Origin of the sequence: Pseudomonas sp. CFBP 8772, assembly GCF_014841665.1 — a bacterium.
Classification (GTDB): Bacteria; Pseudomonadota; Gammaproteobacteria; order Pseudomonadales; family Pseudomonadaceae; genus Aquipseudomonas; species Aquipseudomonas graminis_B.
In genome coordinates, this window is record NZ_JACYUI010000004.1 from 273,860 (window position 1) to 297,160 (window position 23,301).

The 23,301-nt window shown below is 60.0% G+C and carries 21 protein-coding genes and 1 pseudogene; 3 read left to right on the plus strand and 19 right to left on the minus strand.

Annotated elements, in window-relative coordinates; translation table 11 throughout:
• Window positions 1–171: 171 nt before the first annotated feature.
• The 5 genes and pseudogenes from IFT99_RS11150 to IFT99_RS11175 all read right to left on the minus strand — a co-directional run bounded on the left by IFT99_RS11150 (window position 172) and on the right by IFT99_RS11175 (window position 6,055).
• Entirely contained in the window at window positions 172–657 is a 486-nt protein-coding gene (locus IFT99_RS11150) for a hypothetical protein (protein WP_192132297.1), read from the minus strand.
• A gap of 280 nt (window positions 658–937) precedes the next feature.
• Window positions 938–1,929: pseudogene (locus IFT99_RS11155) on the minus strand (serine hydrolase domain-containing protein).
• Window positions 1,930–2,188: 259 nt separating this feature from the next.
• Complete coding sequence (gene guaA / locus IFT99_RS11165) at window positions 2,189–3,766, minus strand: glutamine-hydrolyzing GMP synthase (protein ID WP_065989987.1); 1,578 nt, start codon at window positions 3,764–3,766, stop codon at window positions 2,189–2,191.
• A 144-nt stretch (window positions 3,767–3,910) separates the two neighbouring features.
• Window positions 3,911–5,380, minus strand: coding sequence for an IMP dehydrogenase (gene guaB, locus IFT99_RS11170; protein WP_065989989.1), 1,470 nt, complete (start codon window positions 5,378–5,380; stop codon window positions 3,911–3,913).
• A 126-nt stretch (window positions 5,381–5,506) separates the two neighbouring features.
• Window positions 5,507–6,055 (minus strand): sugar ABC transporter ATPase, encoded by a 549-nt coding sequence (locus IFT99_RS11175; protein ID WP_192132301.1) that lies wholly within the window; start codon window positions 6,053–6,055, stop codon window positions 5,507–5,509.
• A gap of 135 nt (window positions 6,056–6,190) precedes the next feature.
• On the opposite strand from IFT99_RS11175, the gene xseA reads away from it, so the two are divergent.
• The 3 genes from xseA to leuA all read left to right on the plus strand — a co-directional run bounded on the left by xseA (window position 6,191) and on the right by leuA (window position 10,562).
• Window positions 6,191–7,570, plus strand: a complete 1,380-nt coding sequence (xseA, locus tag IFT99_RS11180; RefSeq protein WP_065989994.1) for an exodeoxyribonuclease VII large subunit — start codon at window positions 6,191–6,193, stop codon at window positions 7,568–7,570.
• A gap of 3 nt (window positions 7,571–7,573) precedes the next feature.
• On the plus strand, window positions 7,574–8,416 hold the full coding sequence (locus tag IFT99_RS11185; RefSeq protein WP_192132303.1) for a peptidoglycan DD-metalloendopeptidase family protein: 843 nt from the start codon (window positions 7,574–7,576) through the stop codon (window positions 8,414–8,416).
• 463 nt (window positions 8,417–8,879) lie between these two features.
• Window positions 8,880–10,562: a 2-isopropylmalate synthase gene (leuA, locus tag IFT99_RS11190; RefSeq protein ID WP_192132305.1), complete on the plus strand. Its 1,683-nt coding sequence runs from the start codon at window positions 8,880–8,882 to the stop codon at window positions 10,560–10,562.
• Between the two features lie 77 nt (window positions 10,563–10,639).
• Here leuA and IFT99_RS11195 read toward each other — a convergent pair whose 3' ends face one another.
• From IFT99_RS11195 to iscX, 14 genes are all read right to left on the minus strand, one after another.
• On the minus strand, window positions 10,640–11,047 hold the full coding sequence (locus tag IFT99_RS11195) for a hypothetical protein (RefSeq protein ID WP_065989998.1): 408 nt from the start codon (window positions 11,045–11,047) through the stop codon (window positions 10,640–10,642).
• A gap of 125 nt (window positions 11,048–11,172) precedes the next feature.
• Complete coding sequence (locus IFT99_RS11200) at window positions 11,173–11,613, minus strand: hypothetical protein (protein WP_192132307.1); 441 nt, start codon at window positions 11,611–11,613, stop codon at window positions 11,173–11,175.
• Window positions 11,614–11,671: 58 nt separating this feature from the next.
• Entirely contained in the window at window positions 11,672–12,463 is a 792-nt protein-coding gene (locus IFT99_RS11205) for an amidohydrolase (RefSeq protein WP_065990001.1), read from the minus strand.
• Window positions 12,451–13,599 carry a pyridoxal phosphate-dependent aminotransferase gene (locus IFT99_RS11210; RefSeq protein WP_065990002.1) on the minus strand — a complete coding sequence of 383 codons (1,149 nt, stop codon included), beginning with the start codon at window positions 13,597–13,599 and terminating at the stop codon, window positions 12,451–12,453. Before IFT99_RS11210 ends, IFT99_RS11205 begins: the two co-directional genes overlap by 13 nt.
• Window positions 13,600–13,718: 119 nt before the next feature.
• Window positions 13,719–15,191 carry a ribosome biogenesis GTPase Der gene (gene der, locus IFT99_RS11215; protein WP_065990003.1) on the minus strand — a complete coding sequence of 491 codons (1,473 nt, stop codon included), beginning with the start codon at window positions 15,189–15,191 and terminating at the stop codon, window positions 13,719–13,721.
• A 149-nt stretch (window positions 15,192–15,340) separates the two neighbouring features.
• Complete coding sequence (gene bamB / locus IFT99_RS11220; RefSeq protein WP_192132309.1) at window positions 15,341–16,492, minus strand: outer membrane protein assembly factor BamB; 1,152 nt, start codon at window positions 16,490–16,492, stop codon at window positions 15,341–15,343.
• Entirely contained in the window at window positions 16,485–17,126 is a 642-nt protein-coding gene (locus tag IFT99_RS11225; RefSeq protein WP_065990005.1) for a tetratricopeptide repeat protein, read from the minus strand. The genes bamB and IFT99_RS11225 overlap by 8 nt, the downstream gene beginning before the upstream one ends.
• A 38-nt stretch (window positions 17,127–17,164) precedes the next feature.
• A complete protein-coding gene (hisS, locus tag IFT99_RS11230) occupies window positions 17,165–18,454 on the minus strand; it encodes a histidine--tRNA ligase (protein WP_192132311.1) in 1,290 nt (429 codons plus the stop codon).
• Window positions 18,455–18,475: 21 nt separating this feature from the next.
• Window positions 18,476–19,585 (minus strand): flavodoxin-dependent (E)-4-hydroxy-3-methylbut-2-enyl-diphosphate synthase, encoded by a 1,110-nt coding sequence (gene ispG, locus IFT99_RS11235; RefSeq protein ID WP_065990008.1) that lies wholly within the window; start codon window positions 19,583–19,585, stop codon window positions 18,476–18,478.
• A 3-nt stretch (window positions 19,586–19,588) separates the two neighbouring features.
• Window positions 19,589–20,623, minus strand: coding sequence for a RodZ domain-containing protein (locus IFT99_RS11240; protein ID WP_192132313.1), 1,035 nt, complete (start codon window positions 20,621–20,623; stop codon window positions 19,589–19,591).
• On the minus strand, window positions 20,623–21,381 hold the full coding sequence (pilW, locus tag IFT99_RS11245; RefSeq protein WP_192132315.1) for a type IV pilus biogenesis/stability protein PilW: 759 nt from the start codon (window positions 21,379–21,381) through the stop codon (window positions 20,623–20,625). Before pilW ends, IFT99_RS11240 begins: the two co-directional genes overlap by 1 nt.
• A 26-nt stretch (window positions 21,382–21,407) precedes the next feature.
• Window positions 21,408–22,556 (minus strand): 23S rRNA (adenine(2503)-C(2))-methyltransferase RlmN, encoded by a 1,149-nt coding sequence (rlmN, locus tag IFT99_RS11250; RefSeq protein ID WP_192132317.1) that lies wholly within the window; start codon window positions 22,554–22,556, stop codon window positions 21,408–21,410.
• A 27-nt stretch (window positions 22,557–22,583) separates the two neighbouring features.
• Window positions 22,584–23,009, minus strand: a complete 426-nt coding sequence (gene ndk / locus IFT99_RS11255) for a nucleoside-diphosphate kinase (protein ID WP_007916882.1) — start codon at window positions 23,007–23,009, stop codon at window positions 22,584–22,586.
• Window positions 23,010–23,099: 90 nt separating this feature from the next.
• Window positions 23,100–23,300, minus strand: a complete 201-nt coding sequence (gene iscX / locus IFT99_RS11260; protein ID WP_192132319.1) for a Fe-S cluster assembly protein IscX — start codon at window positions 23,298–23,300, stop codon at window positions 23,100–23,102.
• Window position 23,301 lies beyond the last annotated feature (1 nt).

The window sequence follows — 23,301 nt, forward strand, 5'->3', positions numbered from 1 at the left end:
GCGCTAAGGGGTCCACTCGGCTGTTTTCTGCCCAATACGCTGGCCGACGCTTCGATCAAATACGGCAGCCAACGGTTACCTTCCGTGCGTGCATAGACGCGAACATGACGCCCTTCTAAGGTCTCGCCCTCTTGGGTTCACGTCTTGGCCGGTAGCGTGACCTTCCCGTGTTCAGTCTCGTATCAGTTTCAGCAGTCCGCCGTCAAACCATGAAAGAGCTAACGTCCCATCTTGCGCCAGGAAAAATGCAGGGCTTTCTTTATCAAGAGGCCCCCAGCTTCCAGTTTTGCATTCAACGCCGTAGGGTACGGCTTTTTCGATGCCCAGCTTATGGAGTTGTGGCTTCAGTTCAGCTCCACTCATCGCCGGAAGCTTATGAAAAGCAGGCCCGTTGCACACGTCTTCCGTTGAGTCTGCTAACGCTTTCCATGCAAGTTGATCGTGATTGAAACTGAGACGTCGGCCCATGAAGCTTGGGTCATTATCTTCCAGTGCTTGCACGCCCGAGTCTGATACCGCTAGACCTGCTACGTGCCAACTGCCGTAAAGCGCGCTTTCTCGAAGCTGATCGTGCTTTGCAGCATCCATAGTCGCTGCGCATCCTGTCAGCGACAACATAATCAGAAAGGACGAATTGAAAGAAAATCGGGATTTCATGAGCGGGTTCCTTGATTATGGCGGATGCGAGCATCGAATTCTTTTGCTGATGTCGAGGCTAAGGCGCCCCCCAAAGACTTCTTCGTAAGAATTTTCCTCGAACTTCAAGCCAATTTCAAATGAGGTCATTTGCGGTGGGCGAAGGACGGCGTTGTTCGTTACAGCGGCAGCCTCTTACACGAAAGCGCTTGGCGTGAGTTATGAAGCACAGGCCTCATAACCAGCCATTCAGCTTAAACCATGGGAATTAAACAGGGAGCTCTGTGCGGGAAACACAAGCCTAAAGGCCATGCTCTGCACAAAGCTCAGCAGCCAGTTGCTCTACTTCGTAATCTTCGACGTTCGATAAAATAGCAAGCGTATAGCCCTTCTCCAGCGAGCGTTCGAAATAGCTGCTGAAGCCTGCCGTAACACCCTCATGGCAGAACTTCACCCCCTTGCCATCTTTCTCCATGGATATCCCGAAGCAATAACTCGAATGCTCAATGATCGCTTCTCCCCTGTGGTTTACTGGCGCCAGCGGCGTTAACATTTTTCCTATAACAGCATGTCCTCCCACCTTGGCGGTGAGAAAATTCTCGCCCCACTTCATGAGATCTGCAGCGGAAGAATGTACCAGGCTCGCCCCCAAGGAATTCCAGGGGCTACGCGAAAGAGCATAAGTCTGCCCGTTACTTCTTGCATAGCCGCTGGCAACTCGATCATCCCGGCTCAATCCATCTAGAATAAAAGTGTGCTCCATGGCCAAGGGCGCAAAAATATGGGTTTGGGCATAGTCGGATAAGCAGAGCCCACTCACACGTTCTATAACGATCCCCAGCAAAAAATAACCCGTATTACTGTACTCAAATCGCTCTCCTGTCGGAAAATCAGGACGGGTCTGCTCTCTTAAAAGAGCAAGGATATCGGCAGCACCGAGCTCATCGCCAAAATCGATGCCTTGCGACAATGCAATCTCTATGAAATCAGGCATTCCGCCAATGTGATAAACAAGATCCTGCAAGCTGATTTGAGATGAGTAGCCACTGATCTCTGGTACGAAGCGGCCTATCGGATCGCTTAAAGCAAAAGCCCCCCCTGCTCCAGCAGCAGCAAACAAAACGCAGTGAATTGTTTGGAAACGGAGGCCAGGTCAAAGACAATATCGCGGTTCAACGGTCGCTGGGTATCGATGCTTTCCACACCAATACTCCGCTCGTGGCACCCGCCCTGGTCGAAGCAAAGCAATGAGACAAATCCAGGGTTTTGGTGTTTGGATTCAAAAAAAGGCATGCCCGGATTCACTCATAAAAGCTGTCTAGTGTTATGTCGTCGAGTTCAAGCCAGTGGCGGTAATGGGATCTAACACCATGCCCTTCCCTGTCAAGTCGGCAGTTACCTCAGCCAGTACCCCCAAATGCCGCACAAGCACTTTGCCTGGCGATGCACAAACCTGCCAGAACGTGCCACACCCAAAAACCCAAAAGCCCGCAGTTACGCGGGCTCCAGGGCATTTCTTGCTAGATCGTGCCGGACAATGCCGGCCACCCCATCATTCCCACTCAATCGTCGCAGGCGGCTTGCTCGACACGTCGTACGTCACGCGCGAAATGCCTTCGATCTCATTGATGATCCGGCCACTGACCGTTTCCAGCAGTTCGTAAGGCAGGTGTGCCCAACGTGCGGTCATAAAGTCGATGGTTTCCACGGCACGCAGGGCCACCACCCAGGCGTAGCGACGGCCGTCGCCGACCACGCCAACCGATTTCACCGGCTGGAATACGACGAAGGCCTGGCTGACTTTGTGATACCAGTCGGCTTTGCGCAGTTCTTCGATGAAGATGTGGTCGGCGCGACGCAGCAGGTCGGCGTATTCCTTCTTCACTTCACCGAGGATGCGCACGCCCAGGCCCGGGCCCGGGAATGGGTGGCGGTAGACCATGTCGTACGGCAGGCCCAGTTCCAGGCCCAGACGACGGACTTCGTCCTTGAACAGTTCGCGCAGCGGCTCGACCAGTTTCAGGTTCATCTCTTCCGGCAGGCCGCCCACGTTGTGGTGCGACTTGATGACGTGAGCCTTGCCACTTTTGGCGCCAGCGGACTCGATCACGTCAGGGTAGATGGTGCCCTGGGCCAGGAACTTGATGTTGTCGAGCTTGGTCGACTCGGCGTCGAAGACGTCGATGAAGGTGCGCCCGATGATCTTGCGCTTCTTCTCCGGATCGCTTTCGCCGGCCAGGTTGTTGAGGAACTGATCCTCGGCGTTGGCGCGGATCACCTTGACGCCCATGTTCTCGGCGAACATGGCCATGACTTGCTCGCCTTCGTGCAGGCGCAGCAGGCCGTTGTCGACGAAGACGCAGGTCAGTTGGTCGCCGATGGCTTTGTGCAGCAGCGCTGCGACCACCGAGGAGTCAACACCGCCGGACAGGCCCAGCAGCACGTTGTCGGTACCGACTTGGGCGCGAACCTGGGCGATGGCGTCTTCAGCGATCTTCGACGGGGTCCACAATGCTTCGCAGCCGCAGATGTCGAGGATGAAGCGCGACAGGATGCGACCGCCCTGCTTGGTGTGGGTCACTTCCGGGTGGAACTGCACGCCGTAGTAGCCGCGGGTGTCGTCGGCCATGCCGGCGATCGGACAGCTTGGGGTGCTGGCCAGTACGTGGAAGCCTTCCGGGATCTCGGTAACCTTGTCGCCGTGGCTCATCCACACGTCGAGGCCGAAAACGCCATCGGCGTCGACGTGGTCTTCGATGCCATCCAGCACGCGGCTCTTGCCAACGATATCGACGCGGGCGTAACCGAACTCACGCATTTCGGAGCCGGCCACGCGGCCACCGAGCTGCTCGGCCATGGTCTGCATGCCGTAGCAGATACCGAAGATCGGCACATTCAGGTCGAACACGGCCTGCGGCGCGCGCGGGCTGTCAGCGACGTGGACGGACTCGGGGCCGCCGGCGAGGATGATGCCTTTCGGGGCGAATTCGCGGATCGCTTCGTCCGACATGTCGAACGGGTGCAGTTCGCAGTACACGCCGATTTCGCGAACGCGACGGGCGATCAGCTGGGTGTACTGGGAACCGAAGTCCAGGATCAGGATGCGGTGGGCGTGAATGTCGAGGGCCATGAGAGGACTCTAGATAGAGCAGCTTCAAGCCTCAAGCTTCAAGCTGCAAGGTGTCGGGGGCCGCAGATCCGTAGCGACAGGCCTAGAGGCGGTGCCGCTACAGATCGCTTGTAGCTAGTAACTATCAACTTGTGGCTGGAGGCGTCAGCCGACCCGGTAGTTCGGCGCTTCCTTGGTGATCTGCACGTCGTGAACGTGGGACTCAGCCATGCCGGCACCGGTGATGCGCACGAATTCAGGCTTGGTGCGCATTTCGTGGATGTCGGCGCTGCCGGTGTAACCCATCGAAGAGCGCAGGCCGCCCATCAACTGGTGAACGATGGCAGTCAGCGAACCCTTGTACGCAACGCGGCCTTCGATACCTTCCGGTACGAGTTTTTCCGCGCCGTCGGACGAGTCCTGGAAGTAACGGTCCGACGAGCCTTGAGCCTGGGACATTGCGCCCAGCGAACCCATGCCGCGATAGGCCTTGTACGAACGGCCCTGGAACAGCTCGATCTCGCCCGGTGCTTCTTCAGTACCGGCAAACATCGAACCCATCATCACGCAGTAGGCACCGGCAACGATGGCCTTGGACAGGTCACCCGAGAAACGGATGCCGCCGTCGGCGATCAGCGGAACGTCGGTGCCTTCCAGTGCCGAAGCCACGTTGGCGATGGCGCTGATTTGCGGGACGCCCACGCCAGCCACGATACGGGTGGTGCAGATGGAGCCAGGACCGATGCCGACCTTGACGCCGTCAGCGCCAGCTTCGACCAGCGCGAGTGCAGCGGCGCCGGTGGCGATGTTGCCGCCGATGACCTGCACGTCAGGGAAGTTCTGTTTCACCCAGCGAACGCGGTCGATCACGCCTTTGGAGTGGCCGTGGGCGGTGTCGACAACGATGACGTCCACGCCCGCAGCAACCAGTGCGCTGACACGTTCGCCGGTGTCTTTACCGGTGCCGACCGCAGCGCCGACACGCAGGCGACCCTGGTCGTCTTTGCTCGCCAGCGGCCAGGCTTTGGATTTCTCGATGTCCTTGACGGTCATCATGCCCTTGAGCGCAAACTTGTCGTCGACGATCAGGACTTTTTCCAGACGGTGCTTGTGCAGCAGATCGCGCACTTCGTACTTGTCGGCGCCTTCGCGGACGGTGACCAGACGCTCTTTCGGCGTCATCACTTCGCGAACAGGCACATCAAGGCGGGTTTCAAAACGGACGTCGCGGGAGGTCACGATGCCGACGAGCTCGCCGTCATGCAGGACCGGAACGCCGGAGATGTTGTGTTGACGGGTCAGTTCGAACAGATCGCGAACGGTGGCGTCAGCCTCGATGGTGATCGGATCCTTGACCACACCCGCTTCGAACTTCTTGACCTTGCGCACTTCGGCAGCTTGCTGCTCGACGGTCATGTTCTTGTGGATGATGCCGATGCCGCCTTCCTGAGCCATGGCGATTGCCAGACGGGCTTCAGTGACGGTGTCCATAGCGGCGGAAACGAGGGGGATGTTGAGTTCGATGCCACGGGTCAGGCGTGTTTTAAGACTGACTTCGTTGGGAAGCACCTCGGAATAACCGGGCACAAGGAGAATGTCGTCGAATGTAAGGGCTTCTTGGCTGATACGCAGCATCGCTGGGCTCCCGAGCGGGAAAATGGAAGCGCGCCATTGTACCCAGACACCTGCACTATCTCAATGTAAAGATCAGGCTATTTACGCATGAGCCGGATTACGGCGCCCAATGACAGCCGCGCAGATCTACATCCTGACGTTGACATGGGACACCGGCCGGTCCATTCGCTTGGCAAACGCCTCGACAAAACTGCTTTTGAAGCCGGCATCCAGCCAGTTGTTGAAGATGAACCCCAGATTCGAGAACCCGCACGGCTCAAGAAACAGAAACCCGTTGATGTCGTCTTCGTGGCGGCATTCGGGGCACATGAAGTTGTCGGTGTGGCCCGGCATCCAGTCTTCCAGGCTGTCGAACAGGGCTTCGCCGATCTCGCGCCGGCACTCCGGGCAACCGGCCTCCTCCTTGAACCCCTTCTGCGGCGTATAGATGCAGCGCTTGAGGACGATTTCCAGACCGTTGACCGGCTGACCGAACGGCAAGGCGTCAGGGTTTTCGACGAAGCGTCGCGCGCCCGGGGCAACCGCGTAGGCCATGCGATTGAAACTGCGCCCACAGGTGGTCAGCGATTCTTCGACGACGTTCAGCTTCACCAGCCAGCGCAGGATCGCCCGCGCCTTCGCTTCGTGCGCAGGAAAGCTGGAGATTTGCGGGACGATGATGCTTTGGGTGTCCATGACGGGCCTGTCTGACGAGTAATCGGGGGCGGCAGCTTAATCGCGCTGTCGGTGACGTCAAGTATGGCCGTCGGGGCGCGCGCCGTCAGCGATCTCATCTGGTGACCCGTGCCCCAATGCCTTTATGATGCCCCCATGATCAAAGACCCCTTCGCAAGACTCGGCCTTGACCGGGACGTCCTCACTGTCAGCCAGCTCAACGGCCGCGCACGCGTGCTGCTGGAAGATGTGTTTTCCAGCATCTGGGTCGAGGGCGAGATTTCCAACCTCTCGCGTCCGGCCTCCGGGCACGTTTACTTCACGCTGAAGGACTCCGGCGCCCAGGTGCGTTGCGCGTTGTTTCGCAGCAACGCGGCGCGGGTGCGTCAGGCGCTGAAAGATGGCCTGGCGGTCAAGGTACGCGGCAAGGTCTCGCTGTTTGAGGGTCGCGGCGACTATCAGCTGATTCTCGACACCGTAGAGCCTGCTGGCGATGGCGCACTGCGTCTGGCCTTCGACGCACTGAAGGAAAAGCTCAGCGCCGAAGGGATGTTCAGCGCCGAGCGCAAGGTCGCCCTGCCCCTGCACCCCAAGCGCATCGGCATCATCAGCTCCCCGACCGGCGCGGTGATTCGCGACATCATCAGCGTGTTTCGCCGTCGCGCCCCCCAGGTCGAACTCACTCTGATCCCCACCGCTGTGCAGGGCCGCGAGGCCATCGGCCAGATCGTGCGCGCCCTGAAACTTGCTGACGATCGCGGCTTCGATGCGTTGATCCTCGCCCGGGGCGGCGGCTCGCTGGAGGACCTCTGGTGCTTCAACGAAGAGGCCGTGGCCCGGGCCATCGACGCATGCGTGACGCCGATTGTCAGCGCGGTCGGTCACGAAACCGACGTCTCGATCAGTGACTTCGTGGCCGACGTGCGCGCCCCGACGCCCTCCGCCGCCGCAGAACTGCTGGCGCCGGACTCCAGCGATCTGCAACGCCGAGTCGACAGCCTGGAACGCCGACTGATCAGCCGCATGCAGGACCGGCTGATGCGCGAGCAGTTGCGTCTCGACGGTATTTCCCGCCGCCTACGTCACCCCGGCGAGCGCCTGCGCCAGCGCGCCCAGCGCCTCGACGATCTGGACATGCGCATGCGTCGTGCCTTTGAGCAGCAGATGCACAAGCGCCAGGTGCGCATGAGCCATCTGGAAAGCCGCCTGGCCGCGCAACATCCGGGACGCACGCTGATGTTTCTGCGTCAGCGCCTGGCAGTACTGGCCGAGCGCCTGCCCCGTGCGATCAAGGAAAACCTCAAGAGCCGTCGCCTGCAGCTACAAAGTCAGGTGCAGACGCTCAACGTGGTCAGCCCGCTGGCGACCCTGGGCCGTGGTTACAGTATTTTGCTGGATGAACGCGGCAGGGCCATCCGCGCTGCCGAGCAGACGCAACAGGGTCAGCGCCTGACGGCAAAGCTGGCGGATGGCGAGCTGCAAGTGCGCGTTGAAGACAACCATCTGACGCCTGTCACCCTTTCACTTCTGGATTGATCAATGCTCCCTCTTCTATCCCGCTCGTTGGCCACTGCCGCCTTGGTCTTTTGCGCTGCCCTGCCCGCCTACGCTGACAGCTACATTTCCCGCCTGCTCAACAAGCCGGTGCCGGGCGGCGTGGCGGTGGTCGATCTTGGCCCCGCCGCGCAAGCACCCAAGGCCACGTGGCAGGGCAAGCCGGTGCTGGTGGTCAAGGATCAGGACGCGCGCTGGCTGGCCATTGTCGGCATTCCGCTGAGCGTCAAGCCAGGCACGTCGCAGCAGGTCAGCAGCGGCGGCCGTAACCTGCCTTTCGTGGTGGGCAACAAGAAGTACCCGGAGCAGCGCATTACCCTGAAGAACCAGCGCCAGGTCAATCCCAACCCGGACGACCTAAAGCGCATTGAGCAGGAACTCGATGTGCAAGTCCGCGCCTACCGTACGTTCAGTCCCGTGACCCCGAGCAACCTTCTGCTGGACAAACCGGTGGACAGGCCGCTCTCGAGCAAATTCGGCGTGCGACGCTTCTTCAACGGCGAGGAGCGTAATCCTCACGCCGGACTGGACTTCGCGGTTCCGGCCGGTACGCCTATCAAGTCGCCGGCGGCAGGCAAGGTGATTTTGATCGGTGACTACTTCTTCAACGGCAATACGGTGTTCGTCGATCATGGGCAGGGCTTTATCAGCATGTTCTGCCATATGTCGAAGATCGACGTGAAAGTCGGCGATGCCGTGCCGCGTAGTGGCGTGGTCGGGCGTGTTGGTTCGACCGGTCGGGCGACGGGACCGCACATGCACTGGAACGTCAGCCTGAATGACGCGCGGGTGGATCCGGCGATCTTCATCAATGCGTTTCAGCCGTAACGCTCTAGAGGGCTGAGTAGCTCTGTAGGCCCCCTGTAGAACCCGCTTTATCCGGGAAGGCGTCAGGCGCAACACCGCAAATCTGATGGCACGCGTTCTGGCCCCTTCCCGGCTGAAGCCGGTCCTACCATTGGAGCGGCCGGTACGTTCAGACCGAATCGCACCAGCAATTAAATCGCGCACAGCATCAAAATCTGGCAATAGAATCTCAACCTGAAGCTTTTACCGGTTACTTCTCTCAATTTTCCCCAACCGCTTGCCAGCTTTCACCCCATTGGTTACGTTTGGCGACATGAAAACCTCTCACACCCTCATTCTGATGCGTCAACATCGCTGCCTCTGCCTCGTGAGCGCACGACTGCAAAGCTGAACGCGGTGCCTCGACGCTCTCCCCGCAGTGCTACTCTCGCATCAACCGGCTGGCCGCCTTCTTTCGGCCCTGAGTACAACAAGGACTATTCACATGACCATGCTCAAAGATCCCTCGACCAAGTACCGCGCCTTTCCTGTCATCGACCTGCCTGACCGCACCTGGCCTTCCAAGACCATCACTGCGGCGCCTATCTGGTGCAGCTCCGACTTGCGTGACGGTAACCAGTCCCTGATCGAGCCCATGGATGCGGTCAAGAAGCTGCGTTTCTGGAAGACCCTCGTGCAAGTCGGTGTGAAGGAAATCGAAGCCTCCTTCCCTTCTGCGTCGCAAACGGATTTCGACTTCGTGCGCACGCTCATCGAAGACGGCCACATCCCGGACGACACCACCATTCAGGTGCTGACCCAGGCCCGCGAAGACCTGATCGCGCGGACGTTCGAGTCGCTGCGCGGTGCGAAAAAAGCCATCGTCCATCTTTACAACGCCACCTGCCCGTCCTTCCGCCGCATCGTCTTCAACCAGGACAAAGCGGGCGTGAAAGCCATCGCCGTGAATGCTGCTCAGCTGTTCGTCAAATACGCCGCCCTGCAGCCAGAAACCCAATGGCAGTTCGAGTACTCGCCTGAGACGTTCAGCGCCACCGAGCTGGAGTTCGCCAAGGAAGTCTGCGACGCCGTGATCGAAGTGTGGAACGCGACGCCGCAGAACAAGGTGATCCTCAATCTGCCGGCAACCGTCGAAGTCGCCACCCCGAACATCTACGCCGACCAGATCGAATGGTTCTGCCGCAACATTTCACGCCGTGACAGCGTGATCATCAGCCTGCATACCCACAACGACCGAGGCACCGGCGTGGCGGCGACCGAGCTGGGCCTGATGGCCGGCGCGGATCGCGTTGAAGGCTGCCTGTTCGGTAACGGCGAGCGCACCGGCAACGTCGACCTGGTGACGGTCGCGCTGAACATGTACACCCAGGGCCTGAATCCACAGTTGGACTTTTCCGACATCGACGGCGTGCGCAAGGTCGTCGAGGAGTGCAACCAGATTCCGGTGCACCCGCGTCACCCGTATGTCGGCGACCTGGTGCATACCGCGTTCTCCGGCTCCCACCAGGATGCGATCCGCAAGGGCCTCACCCAGCAGAAAGAAGGCACGATGTGGGAAGTGCCGTACTTGCCAATCGACCCGGCCGACATTGGCCGCAGCTACGAGGCGGTGATCCGCGTCAACAGCCAGTCGGGCAAGGGCGGGATCACTTACCTGCTGGAACAGGAATACGGTATTTCCCTGCCGCGTCGCATGCAGATCGAGTTCAGCCAAGTGGTTCAGGGCGAGACCGATCGACTGGGCCTGGAGATGACCGCTCAGCAGATCTACTCGCTGTTCAAGCGTGAATACCTGCAGGCCAACAAGCCGTACGCGCTGGTCAGCCATCGTCTGCAAGAAGAAAACGGCAACAGCGCCGTCGAAGTGGTCGTGACCGGAATGAGCGACAGCGAAAGCAATCTGCGCTGGAAAGGCACCGGCAACGGCGCCCTGGAAGCGCTGGTTGCTGGTCTCCCGGTGTCAGCCGAGATCATGGACTACAACGAACACGCCATCGGCGCAGGCACCACGGCCAAGGCCGCCGCTTACATCGAGTTGCGTGTGAACGGTGACCGGGCGGTGCATGGCGTCGGCATCGACGAAAACATCACCACGGCCAGCTTCAAGGCGCTGTTTAGCGCTCTCAATCGTGGGTTGCTGCAGGCTGACGCGACAAAAGCGGCATAACTGCCGGTAATTACTCTCCCCGATAAAAAAGACCCTGAAGTGCAAGCTTCAGGGCCTTTTTTTTGAGCTCCGGATTATCAGGCCGTGGTGTCGACTTTGACTTTCATCAAGTTCAACAGGGACGCCTGCAACGCGCCCAGCTGCGCCATGGTCCCGGAAATCTGCTGCTGGATCGCCATGACCTGCGTGGCCTTCAATTCATCGGGCGTCTTGCTGCCTTGGATCGCGGCCAACTGAGCCTGCTGCTGCTGGAGCATTTTCTGGGTTTGCTGAATCTGCTCCTGCAACTGCTTGATCATCTCCTCCTTCATGCTCGGCGCGTCGCCTGACTCACTGGCGCCGGCCGCCTTGGAGTCGCCATACACATTGCCACGCAGCTCGACGCTGGCGGTCTTGGCATCGCTCTTGGTGGAGTCGTCAGTTTTGACGGCAGCCGTGAACACGCTGGAGTAAGCGCCCAACGAACTGGTGTTGATGGTGGTCATGATGAACTCCTTATGAGGTGCACTTTGTATCGGCCAGCGTACAAACATCTGAAGTCGGATTTATTGCAGACGCAAATACGCTCCACGACCGAGGTCATGGAGCGGTTTATGTTTGAATCAGTGAATCAGGCGGTGGTGTTGATGCTGCCGGACTTCTGCAGTTGTAGAAGCGCCGCCTGCTCCGTGGACAGGCTGGCGGTCGTCGACGAGATCTGTCCCTGAATGGCCATCACCCTTGCCGATTTCTCCTCATCGGAACCCGAACTTGCCTGAGCGGCAGCGAGTTGCTGTTGCTGCTCCTGCAGGCGCTTCTGGGTTTCCTTGATCTGCTCTTCCAGCTTCTCGATGGCCTGCTCGCTGGTGCTGGAAGAATCAGACGCGCCGCCTGCCCCACCGGCACCGCCAGCGCCACCCGCTGCAGTCGTTTTCGTCGATGCAGACACCGAAGTGGCATCTGTCGTGGTGGAGGTGTCGCTGTCTGCCGCCGTCGTCGTGGCGTCTTTCTTGACCGCCACGGCGAAGCTGGTGGAATACGAACTCAATGAGGATGTGCTGATGGTGGTCATACCGATCTCCTGTCTGGGTACAACCGCTATCGACCACTCGCCCACTAACTCTATGACGTTACTGTATCTCGAATGTATCAGCGTCGAGACAGGCCGGGAATTTCTCGCGGTAGGCCGCCAGGCTCTGCGCTGACAGGCTGACCTGAAACACCCCGTCCGCCTCGCCGATGTTGAGCAGGCTCTCGCCCTGAAAATCCAGCACCTGGCTGTCGCCCGTGTAGGCGAAGCCCTTGCCATCAATCCCCACACGATTCACCGCAGCGACGTAACACAGGTTCTCGATGGCGCGCGCCGGCAGCAAGCGGTTCCAGTGCAGACGGCGAGCACCCGGCCAATTGGCGGTATAGAGCAGCAGATCGGTGTTGTGGGCGTCACGGCTCCACACCGGAAAACGCAGGTCGTAGCAGATCAGCGGACGAATCCGCCAGCCCTTGAGCTCGAATTGCACCTGGCGCTCGCCCGGGCTGTAATGCTCGTGCTCGCCGGCCATCCGGAACAGATGGCGCTTGTCGTAATGCAGCAGCTCGCCGTCCGGCCGCGCCCACAGCAAGCGATTGCGATGGCTGCCGTCAGCGGCGCGAATGATCACGCTGCCGGTCACCACGGCATCCAGTTGCCTGGCCTGCGCCAGTATCCACTGGGCAGTCGGGCCGTCTTCAGGTTCGGCCTGAGTTTCGGACGCCATGGTAAAGCCAGTGGTGAACATCTCCGGCAGGATCACCAGATCCGCGCCTTTGGCCTGGGCCAGCAGCTCTTCGAAGTGGGCGTGGTTCGCCGGGGCGTCGTGCCAGACCAACGTGGTCTGAACCAACGCGATATTCAGATTGGGCAGCGTACTCAGATCGCGCATAGCTTCTCCGCCGCCAGACGCAGCGTCTCCTCACGCTTGGGGAAGCACAGCCGGATCAGGCGCTGGCCTTCGGGCGGATTCTGATAGAAAACCGAAATGGGAATGCTCGCGACACCGTGTTCGCGGGTCATCCACAGCGACATGTCGACGTCATTGAGGTCCGGGCGGATCTGCGAATAATCAACGAGCTGAAAGTAGGTGCCGCTGGCGCGCGTGAACGTGAAGCGCGAGGCTTCCAGGCGATCACAGAAATAGTCGCGTTTGGCCTGATAGAACGCCGGCAGTTCCTCGACGTGTTCGGGGTGCGCTGCCATGAAATCGGCCAGCGCCCATTGAAGCGGTGTGACGCCGCAGAACGCAACGAACTGATGGATTTTCCGTGCCTCGGCGGTCAGTGCCGGGGGCGCAACGAGATAGCCTGTTTTCCAGCCCGTGACGTGGTAGGTCTTGCCGAACGAACTGACCACAAAGGCGCGCTGGTAGAGTTCGTCATGGGCCAGCACGCTGGCGTGCTGCAGGCCGTCAAACACCAGATGCTCGTAGACCTCGTCGCTGAGCACGTAAATGTCCCGGTCTCGGATCAACGCCGCCAGGCGATCCAGTTCGTCGCGGGTGATCAACGCGCCGCTCGGGTTGTGCGGCGTGTTGATGACGATCATTCGGGTGCGAGGGCTCAACGCGGCGCTGAGTTTTTCCCAGTCGATGGCGAAGTCGCCATCCTTGAGCTGCACATGCACTGTGCGCCCGCCGGCCAGTTCTACCGAAGGGGCATAACTGTCGTAGCACGGGTCGAAGACGATGACTTCATCGCCGGCGCTCACAACAGTTTGGATGGCGCAGAAAATGGCATGGGTGGCGCCGGGGGTGATGGTGATTTCGCTGTCGACGCCGACCTGACGGCCGTAGCACCGCGCAATCTTCGCGGCGACTTGCTCGCGCAGCGCCGGCAGGCCGGCCATCGGCGCGTATTGATTGTTGCCGTCCATGACGCGGCGGCAAAGGGCTTCACGCAATGCGTCGGGCCCATCGAAATCGGGAAAACCCTGAGACAGATTGATCGCCCCGGTTTCGGCGGCAAGCTGAGACATCACAGTAAAAATGGTGGTGCCAACGTTCGGCAGTTTGCTGGTGATCATGGGGGTTTTCCTGCTCCACTCCCGACACCTGAAGGGCGCGGGGACCCGCAGGATAGCCCAGATGTCGCGCACAAAAAAAGGCGCCACTGGCGCCTTTTCCGAGAAAGACCTCTACACGATCAGCGCTTGTCGCGGCGCTTCTTGTCGGCCTTCTTGTGGTGCGACATCATCCGACGCTTCTTGTTGACCTGGCGGTCGGTCAGCGTGTTCTTGTTGCCTTCATACGGGTTCTCGCCGCCCTTGAACTCGATGCGGATCGGCGTACCGACCAGCTTGAGCACGCGGCGATAGGTGTTCTCGAGATACCGGACGTACGACTTCGGCACTTTCTCGACCTGGTTGCCGTGGATCACGATCAACGGCGGGTTTGCGCCACCCAAGTGAGCGTAACGCAGCTTGATGCGGCGGCTGCCCACCATCGGCGGTGCGTGCTCGCTGACTGCGTCTTCCAGAATCTGGGTCAAACGGCTGGTCGGCCAACGGGTCACAGCGGATTTGAACGAGTTCTGCACCGACTGATACAGGTTACCTACGCCGGTGCCGTGCAGCGCCGAGATGAAGTGGATGTCGGCGAAGTCGACGAAGAACAACCGGCGCTCCAGCTCAACCTTCACGTAGTCGCGCTCGCTCGGCACCATGCCATCCCACTTGTTCAGCGCGATGACCAGGGCCCGACCGGATTCAAGGGCAAAGCCCAGCAGGTTGAGGTCGTGGTCGACGACGCCTTCGCGGGCGTCCATCACGAAGATCACCACGTTGGCGTCTTTGATTGCCTGCAGGGTTTTCACCACGGAGAACTTTTCGACTTCTTCGTGGATCTTGCCGCGCTTGCGGACACCGGCGGTGTCGATCAGCGTGTACTTTTCTTCGTTGCGTTCGAACGGGATGTAAATGCTGTCGCGGGTAGTGCCCGGCTCGTCGTAGACGATGACCCGGTCTTCACCGAGCATCCGGTTGACCAGCGTCGACTTGCCGACGTTAGGGCGGCCGATGATCGCGATCTTGATGCCGTCCTTCTCACTCGGGCCGGGAATGCGCTTGGCTTCCTGACCTTCGGCGACGACTTCCTCTTCTTCGCCTTCTTCGACTTCGTCAGCGTCTTTCGGGAAATCGCGCAGGGCGATCTCGAGCATCTGCGTGATGCCTCGACCGTGAGCGCCGGCGACCGGAATCGCGTCACCCATGCCCAGCGGTGCGAACTCGGCGCGGGCCATGTCAGGGTCGATGTTGTCGACCTTGTTGGCGACGACGTAGGACGTCTTGTTGCGCTTGCGCAGGTGCTCGCCAATCATCTGGTCGGCGGCCGTGAAGCCTGCTTTGGCGTCAACGAGGAACAACACGACATCGGCCTCTTCGATGGCCAGCAGCGACTGCTCGGCCATTTTTTCGTCCATGCCGTGTTCGTCACCGGAGATACCGCCGGTGTCGATCAGGATGTAGGAGCGCCCTTGCCACTTGGCCTCACCGTATTGGCGATCACGGGTCAGACCGGACAAGTCGCCGACGATGGCGTCACGAGTCCTGGTCAGGCGGTTGAACAAGGTGGACTTGCCGACGTTCGGTCGACCCACCAGGGCGATTACGGGAACCATGCGGCTCTCCACTTCGTTATTTCAGAAAATACAAAAGCCGCTGCAAGGCAGCGGCCGGAGTTCGGAGCGACGCCGAAGCGCCGCAGGCCCCATGGAAGCGGGGCCGCCTGAAGAAGCCGATACTCGACCGCCTCAAGCATAGACAGCCACTACTTGATCGTCAGCGCTTCCAGCTTGCCGCTGTTGCCGAAGACGTAAATGGTGCTGCCGGAGACCAGCGGGCGAGCACGCAGGCCATCGCTGTCGATCTTTTCACGGGCGACGAAATGGCCATCGACCTGGCTCAGCAGGTGCAGATAGCCTTCCATGTCACCGACCGCGACGTAGCTGGAGAACACTTCCGGCGCGCCGAGTTGGCGACGGGCCAGCGAGTCGTTGCTCCACAGACCGGTGGAAGAGCGCTCATCGATGCCTTCCACGGTGCCGTTGGCAAGCGAAACGTAAACGCTGCCGAAGCCCTGCGCCACACCCGAATAACTCGAGGCATCACGCTGCCACAGCACACGACCGCTCTGCAGTTCCAGGCCGGCTACGCGGCCCTGATAGGTCGCGACATACAGCGTGTTGCCGGAAAGCAGCAAACCGCCGTCGATGTCGACCACGCGATCCAGCTCGGAACGACCTGTCGGAACGGCAACGCGCTGCTCCCAGGCCGGGACGCCGTTGTTGATGTCCAGCGCCACAACCTTGCCGGTCGACAGCCCAGCGATGGCCAACGAACTGGTGGCAATCGGTGCGCCGGTGCCCCGCAATGTCAGAACCGCAGGACTGCTCTCGTAGATCCAGCGCTGATCACCAGTGATGGCGTCATAACCGATAACCCGGTCATCCTGAGTCTGGGCAACCACGACACTGCCGTTGGTGGCCGGAGCGGACAGCACTTCGCTGGTCGCCTTGGCTTTCCACTTCTGCTCGCCAGTGGCTTCGTCGAGGACGATGACTTCGCCGCGCAACGTGCCCAGCATGACCAGACCGAAACCTACGCCGACGGCGCCGGATACCGGTTGCTCAAGCTCTTTTTTCCAGACCACGTCGCCGTTGCTGCGGTTGATCGCCATGACCAGGCCGTTCGCATCGGAAGCGTAGATGTTCTCGCCGTCGATGGCCGGAACCAGCATGTTGTAGATGTCGCCCTGACCGTCACCGACGGAACGGCTCCACAACTTCTGCAGGGTCACTTCTTGCTTGAAGTCGACGAGTTCTGCCGGTGGCAGCTCTTTTTTGCTGTTGCTGCTGCAACCCGCGGCCAGAATGGCCAGAGCCAGCAATGCTGCATGTTTCCAACGAATCACGTCACGCATCCCCTTTCGCCAGATCGTCGAGCTTCATTTGCAGACCGCCAACAGCCGCTTCTTCGGAAAGCGCCGCCTTGGCCTTTTTGTATGCAGCATAAGCGTCATCGGTGCGACCCAGCTGAACCAGCAGGTCGCCACGCAGCTCTTCACGGCTGGCCGCGAAAGACTGGTCGGCCTGACCGTCGAGCAGCTTCAGCGCGTCTTCGGCCTTGTTCTGTGCAGCGAGGACACGAGCCAGACGCTGACGGGCGATTTCACCCAAGGTCGCGTTGGCCGGCTTGTCGGTCACGGATTTCAGTTCGTTCGCAGCGTCATCCAGCTTGCCGGTGTCCACAGCCACTTTGGCCACGAACAGGCTGCCGTACTGGGCGTACGCGGTGCCACCGAATTCGCTCTTCAGCTTGCCGGCGATCTCGGCCACACGGCCTGCATCAGCCTGGCCGCTTGGCGTCAGTGCGGTTTCCAGCAATTGCTGGTACAGCGCCGAACCACCCTGCGCCTGGTTGTTCTGATAGCGCTGCCAGCCTTGCCAGCCCAACACCACGATCACCGCGAGCAGGCCGCCGGTCAGCAGAGGCTTGCCGTTACGCTGCCACCAGTCCTTTACGGCAACCAGCTCATCATCATCGGTACTCGACACCCCAATACTCCTATTCGCTAAATCGGCTTTTATCTGCTTCAACCCTGCGAAATGCAGGTGGCCAGGTGCTCGGACAGAGCATCCCAGGCAATATTTTGTTGCTCGCCCTGACCACGCAGCGGCTTGACGCCCACTTCCTTGCGCGCCAGCTCTTCGTCGCCAAGGATCAGCGCGTACAGCGCCCCGCTCTTGTCGGCCTTCTTGAACTGGCTCTTGAAGCTGCCAGCCCCGGCGTTGACTTGCAGACGCAGGTTCGGCGCCTGGTCGCGCAAGCGCTCGGACAGGGTCAGCGCTGCAAGCTCGGCGGCCTCGCCGAATGCGCAAACGTAAACGTCGACCGTACGGGCGATCTCTTCGGGAATCTGGTCGAGGGTTTCCAGCAGCAGCACCAGACGTTCGATGCCCATGGCAAAGCCCACGCCTGACGTCGGTTTGCCGCCCATCTGCTCGACCAGACCGTCGTAACGGCCACCCGCGCAGACAGTCCCCTGAGCGCCGAGCTGGTCAGTGACCCACTCGAATACGGTTTTGCTGTAGTAATCCAGGCCACGAACCAGCTTCGGGTTGATCACGTACGGAATGCCCGCCGCGTCGAGACGCGCCTTCAGGCCTTCGAAGTGAACCCGGGATTCGTCGTCCAGGTAATCTGCCAGCTTGGGTGCATCAACCAGCACCGCCTGGGTTTCAGGGTGTTTGGTATCGAGCACACGCAGCGGGTTGGTCTTCAGACGGCGCTGGCTGTCTTCGTCCAGTTGCTCGTGACGCGCCGAGAGATACTCGACCAGCGCTTCACGATAACGGCCGCGGGCTTCACTGGTGCCCAGGCTGTTGAGCTCCAGTTTGACGGCATTGCGGATGCCCAGCAGGCCCCACAAGCGCCAGGTGAGTACGATCAGTTCTGCGTCGATGTCCGGACCATCGAGGTTGAACACCTCGACGCCGATCTGGTGAAACTGACGATAACGGCCTTTTTGCGGACGCTCGTGGCGGAACATCGGGCCGATGTACCAAAGCTTCTGCACCTGACCGCCACCGGTGATGCCGTGTTCGAGGACCGCACGCACGCAGGCCGCCGTGCCTTCAGGGCGCAGGGTCAGCGAATCGCCATTGCGGTCAGCGAAGGTGTACATCTCTTTCTCGACGATGTCCGTGACTTCGCCGATGGAGCGTTTGAACAGGTCGGTGAACTCGACGATCGGCATGCGGATCTGGCGATAACCGTAGTTATCCAGCAAACGCGAGACCGTGCCTTCGAAGTAGCGCCACAGCGGCGTCTGATCCGGCAGGATGTCGTTCATGCCACGAATGGCTTGCAGAGACTTACTCACAAATATTCCTTGGAAACTGGGTTAGCCGCGCGCGATCAGCGCTGCGTCGGCCTCGACCTTTTCGGCCGCTCTCTGACGGATCAAGCGTTCAAGCTGTTCGACCAGATTGTCATTTGTCAGCTTTTGCGCAGGCTTGCCATCGATGTAGATCAGGTTCGGCGTGCCTCCGGTCAGACCGACATGGGCTTCTTTCGCCTCGCCGGGACCGTTCACCACGCAACCGATCACCGCAACATCCAGCGGCACCAGCAAATCTTCAAGGCGCCCTTCCAGCTCGTTCATGGTCTTGACCACATCGAAGTTCTGCCGCGAGCAGCTCGGGCAGGCGATGAAGTTGATGCCACGGGAACGCAGGCGCAGCGACTTGAGGATGTCGTAACCGACCTTCACTTCTTCAACCGGATCGGCTGCCAGCGAAATCCGAATGGTATCGCCGATCCCTTCGGCCAGCAGCATACCTAGGCCGACGGCTGATTTCACTGTGCCTGAGCGCAAACCGCCCGCTTCAGTGATACCCAGGTGCAACGGCTGGATGATTTGCTTGGCCAGGAGGCGATACGCCTCGACCGCCATGAACACATCGGAAGCCTTGACGCTGACCTTGAAGTCCTGGAAATCCAGACGGTCAAGGTGCTCGACGTGACGCAGCGCGGACTCGACCAAAGCAGCCGGCGTGGGCTCGCCGTACTTCTTCTGCAGGTCTTTTTCCAGCGAACCGGCGTTGACGCCGATACGGATCGGAATGCCGCGATCGCGGGCCGCCTCGACCACCGCGCGGACGCGGTCTTCGCGGCCGATGTTGCCCGGGTTGATCCGCAGGCAATCGACGCCCAGCTCGGCAACGCGCAGGGCGATTCGATAATCGAAATGAATGTCAGCGACCAGCGGGACCTTGACCAACTGCTTGATGCGGCCGAAGGCCTCGGCAGCGTCCATGTCCGGCACCGAGACGCGAACGATGTCCACGCCGGCGGCTTCCAGACGGTTGATCTGTGCCACGGTAGCCGCGACGTCATTGGTGTCGCTATTGGTCATGCTCTGCACTGCGATCGGGGCATCGCCACCGACCGGCACCGAGCCGACCCAGATTTTACGAGATTCGCGACGTTTGATCGGAGATTCGCCGTGCATGACTTATTGCCCTAGCTTCAGGCGAGCAGTTTCGCCACTGGTGAAAGGTGCCACATCAACGGGCTGGCCGTTGTAGCTCACCTGCGCGCCGCGAGCAAAGCCCAGGCGCAGGGTCAGCGGCGGCTTGCCGTTGACGTCGAGGCTGTCGCCTTTTTTCTTGAGGCCGCTCATCAGCACTTTACCGTTGCCATCGGTGACCTGGGTCCAGCAATCGTTTACGAACTGAACCTGCACGCGACCGGCACCTGCCGGTACAGGCGCGGCGTCGGCCGTTGCGCTCGGCGCGGTGTTGACTGGCGCGGTGGTCGCAGGCGTTGGCGCCACGGTGGTGACCGGCGCGGTTGGGGTCGACGTGGTATGTGCAGGTGCTACCGGCGCGGTAGTCGATGTGCTGTGTGGAACAGCAGCGCCTGTGACCGTGCCCGTGTTGGTGGATGCACTGCTGGATGCAGCAGGGGCTTCAGGCGCGGACGCAGGCTCGGCGTTGTTCAACGGCAACGCGGTCTGGCCTTGAGCGACAGCTTGATCTTCCGGCTCGTCGAGCGGATGGATCTGGGTGGTGCCGTCGGCGCTTTCGACTTCGACATGCTCCATGCCCAGATTGGTCGGTTCCTTGCCGCGCAGCGTCGCTTGATCCTGCCACCACACGAAGCCGCCGCCGATCAATGCGATGAGCAGCAAAAGGCTGACGATGCGCAGAATATTGTGAGACAGGCGTACGGGCTCTTCGATTCGGCCCAGCGCATGAACGCTGCTGCCCTTGCCGTCGGTGCCCGTGTACTGATCGAACGCATTGACCAATGCAGCTTGATCAAGGTCAAGCAGCTTGGCGTACGCGCGGACATAGCCGCGGGCAAAGGTATGGCCGGGGAGCTTGTCGAAATCGCCCGCTTCCAGATGAGTCAGGGAAGTCACGGTGAGGTTGAGCCTCAACGCCACATCTGGCAGCGACCAGTTCTTGCTCTCGCGGGCCTGTCGCAATGTTTCGCCTGGGTTCGTGCGAGTGGCTGCTACAACTTCGGGATGCGCCGCTTTCATCATTGCTCCGACAGGTATTGCTGATATTCCGGCGTACCGGGATAGAGTCTTTTTAGAAGCAGCCCATAGCTGGCTGCCTTGTTGCGATCATCAAACACCTTCGCCAGCCGCGTGCCGAGCAACAGGCTCCGCGCATTCTGCTCGCTCAACTGGCTGAAACGCTCGTAGTAATCGCGTGCCGGCACATAATGCCTGTCTTCGTACGACAACTCAGCCATTTCCAGCAACGCGCGTGGCTGCTGACGATCGAGGCGCAGGGCTTTGTCGAAATGCTCACGGGCGGTGTCGCGATCCCCAAGCATCACAGCCGTCATGCCGAGGTTTTCGAACACTCGGGCGCGCTCGGCGTAGAGATTATCCTCGGCGGCCTGCTCGAAGCGCTCGTAGGCTTCCTTGTAACGTTTCTGCTGGTAAAGAAAGCTGCCGTAATTGTTGAGGATTCGCGCGTCTTTGGAACGTGCCGACAACGCTTTTTGGTAATACTGGTTCGCCAGTTCCGGTTCCATCTCGGCCTGGAACACCAGCGCCAGCGCAGCATTGGCATCCGCATCGGAGCCGTTCAGCTCAAGCGCTTTTTTCAGAGGCGCCTTCGCACGCTCCATCTGGCCTTGCTGAAGATAGCCCAAACCCAATTGCACGTAAGCCTGACGAGCTTCCTCACGCCCCTTGCTGGTACTCAGCGGATCGACGTTGCCGGTAGACACACAACCGACCAGCAGCGTGGCAAAACAGAGCAGCAGCGCAACGCGCAGGGACATAGAGATCCTCTCAGTCAAATTCGCATTCAATTGCGAGCGGAAGCGGCCTGCACCACGTCGGCATCGGCACTGAGCTCTCGCACAGCGATATAGCGCTCGCTGCGACGGGTGCGGTCCATGACCTGCCCGACCAACTGGCCGCAGGCAGCATCGATGTCCTCACCGCGCGTGGTACGCACGGTGACGTTGAAGCCGGCTTGATGCAGCAGATCCTGGAAACGACGGATTGCGTTGTTGCTGGGGCGTTCGTAGCCCGAATGCGGAAACGGGTTGAACGGGATCAGGTTGACCTTGCACGGCGTGTCCTTGAGCAGCTCGATCATCTCGATCGCGTGCTCAGGCCTGTCGTTGATGTCCTTGAGCAGCGTGTACTCGATGGTCAGCACGCGCTTTTCGCCCAGCGCAGCCATGTAGTTGCGGCAGGACTCGAGGAGCATCTTCAGAGGGTATTTTTTATTGATCGGCACCAGCTGGTTTCGCAGCGCGTCATTGGGCGCGTGCAACGAAAGGGCCAGCGAAACGTCGATGTGCTTGGACAGCTCATCGATCATTGGCACCACGCCGGAGGTGGACAGCGTCACGCGGCGCTTGGAAATGCCATACCCCAGGTCATCCATCATCAGATGCATGGCGGCAATGACATTGTCGAAGTTCAGCAATGGCTCGCCCATCCCCATCATCACCACGTTGGTGATGGCGCGGTCGACGGTAGCCGGGACACTGCCGAAAGATTTGTTGGCAATCCACACCTGGCCAATGACTTCGGCGGCGGTGAGGTTGCTGTTGAAGCCTTGTTTGCCGGTGGAGCAGAAACTGCAGTCCAGCGCACAGCCCGCCTGGGACGAGACACACAGCGTGCCGCGTTTGCCTTGCGGAATATAAACGGTCTCGACGCAGCTGCCGGACTCGACACGGACGACCCATTTACGGGTGCCGTCGGTGGAGATGTCCTCGCTGACGACTTCTGGACCGCGAATTTCGGCACGGCTCTGCAGCTTTTCGCGCAGGGCCTTGCCGACATTCGTCATGGCGTCGAAGTTATCGACGCCAAAGTGGTGAATCCACTTCATGACCTGACCGGCACGGAAGCGTTTCTCCCCGATAGACTCGAAGAATTTTTCCATTTCCAGCCGGGTCAGACCCAACAGGTTGATTTTGCCAGTTGATTCAGTCATGGATTCACCCTCACTCGCAGCAATAGCTTAGCGAGTGGTTACCTCGGTAGCAGCGAAGAAGTACGAGATTTCACGAGCAGCAGCGGCTTCGGAGTCGGAGCCGTGAACAGCGTTGGCGTCGATGGAATCAGCGAAGTCAGCGCGGATGGTGCCGGCAGCAGCTTCTTTAGGGTTGGTAGCGCCCATCAGCTCGCGGTTCAGAGCGATAGCGTTTTCGCCTTCCAGAACCTGCACGACAACCGGGCCGGAGATCATGAATGCAACCAGATCACCGAAGAAACCACGGGCGCTGTGCTCAGCGTAGAAACCTTCTGCTTCGGCCTTGGACAGTTGCTTCAGTTTCGAAGCGACAACGCGCAGACCGGCTTTTTCGAAACGGGTGGTGATTTCGCCGATGACGTTTTTGGCAACAGCATCAGGCTTGATGATCGAGAAAGTACGTTGAACAGCCATGGTGTAACTCCAGAAGCAGTGATTATTGCGAAAAATTAAACCCGCGAATTATACGCGGGTTTGATGTTATTGCCTAACGTGCAAATCTGATCAGTCGATTTCGCCGGCCCAGAGCGTCTGGACCGCCTCCAGCACTTTCTCGCCGACGCGGCCAGAGGTGTCGTCGAAATCCGGGAGCTGCTTGATCATCAGTTGCAGCTTGGTGAACCCTACCGAATAAGGGTCAACGCCGGGGTGAGTCTCGGCGAGTTCTTCAGCGATGCGTTGTACGTCATTCCAACCGTAACTCATG

Bases quoted from the DNA above. Each gene is read 5' to 3' on its own strand.
- IFT99_RS11150 (WP_192132297.1), bottom strand. From the start codon at position 657: ATGAAATCCCGATTTTCTTTCAATTCGTCCTTTCTGATTATGTTGTCG.
- guaA (WP_065989987.1), bottom strand. From the start codon at position 3,766: ATGGCCCTCGACATTCACGCCCACCGCATCCTGATCCTGGACTTCGGT.
- guaB (WP_065989989.1), bottom strand. From the start codon at position 5,380: ATGCTGCGTATCAGCCAAGAAGCCCTTACATTCGACGACATTCTCCTT.
- IFT99_RS11175 (WP_192132301.1), bottom strand. From the start codon at position 6,055: ATGGACACCCAAAGCATCATCGTCCCGCAAATCTCCAGCTTTCCTGCG.
- xseA (WP_065989994.1), top strand. From the start codon at position 6,191: ATGATCAAAGACCCCTTCGCAAGACTCGGCCTTGACCGGGACGTCCTC.
- IFT99_RS11185 (WP_192132303.1), top strand. From the start codon at position 7,574: ATGCTCCCTCTTCTATCCCGCTCGTTGGCCACTGCCGCCTTGGTCTTT.
- leuA (WP_192132305.1), top strand. From the start codon at position 8,880: ATGACCATGCTCAAAGATCCCTCGACCAAGTACCGCGCCTTTCCTGTC.
- IFT99_RS11195 (WP_065989998.1), bottom strand. From the start codon at position 11,047: ATGACCACCATCAACACCAGTTCGTTGGGCGCTTACTCCAGCGTGTTC.
- IFT99_RS11200 (WP_192132307.1), bottom strand. From the start codon at position 11,613: ATGACCACCATCAGCACATCCTCATTGAGTTCGTATTCCACCAGCTTC.
- IFT99_RS11205 (WP_065990001.1), bottom strand. From the start codon at position 12,463: ATGCGCGATCTGAGTACGCTGCCCAATCTGAATATCGCGTTGGTTCAG.
- IFT99_RS11210 (WP_065990002.1), bottom strand. From the start codon at position 13,599: ATGATCACCAGCAAACTGCCGAACGTTGGCACCACCATTTTTACTGTG.
- der (WP_065990003.1), bottom strand. From the start codon at position 15,191: ATGGTTCCCGTAATCGCCCTGGTGGGTCGACCGAACGTCGGCAAGTCC.
- bamB (WP_192132309.1), bottom strand. From the start codon at position 16,492: ATGCGTGACGTGATTCGTTGGAAACATGCAGCATTGCTGGCTCTGGCC.
- ispG (WP_065990008.1), bottom strand. From the start codon at position 19,585: ATGCACGGCGAATCTCCGATCAAACGTCGCGAATCTCGTAAAATCTGG.
- IFT99_RS11240 (WP_192132313.1), bottom strand. From the start codon at position 20,623: ATGAAAGCGGCGCATCCCGAAGTTGTAGCAGCCACTCGCACGAACCCA.
- pilW (WP_192132315.1), bottom strand. From the start codon at position 21,381: ATGTCCCTGCGCGTTGCGCTGCTGCTCTGTTTTGCCACGCTGCTGGTC.
- rlmN (WP_192132317.1), bottom strand. From the start codon at position 22,556: ATGACTGAATCAACTGGCAAAATCAACCTGTTGGGTCTGACCCGGCTG.
- ndk (WP_007916882.1), bottom strand. From the start codon at position 23,009: ATGGCTGTTCAACGTACTTTCTCGATCATCAAGCCTGATGCTGTTGCC.
- iscX (WP_192132319.1), bottom strand. From the start codon at position 23,300: ATGAGTTACGGTTGGAATGACGTACAACGCATCGCTGAAGAACTCGCC.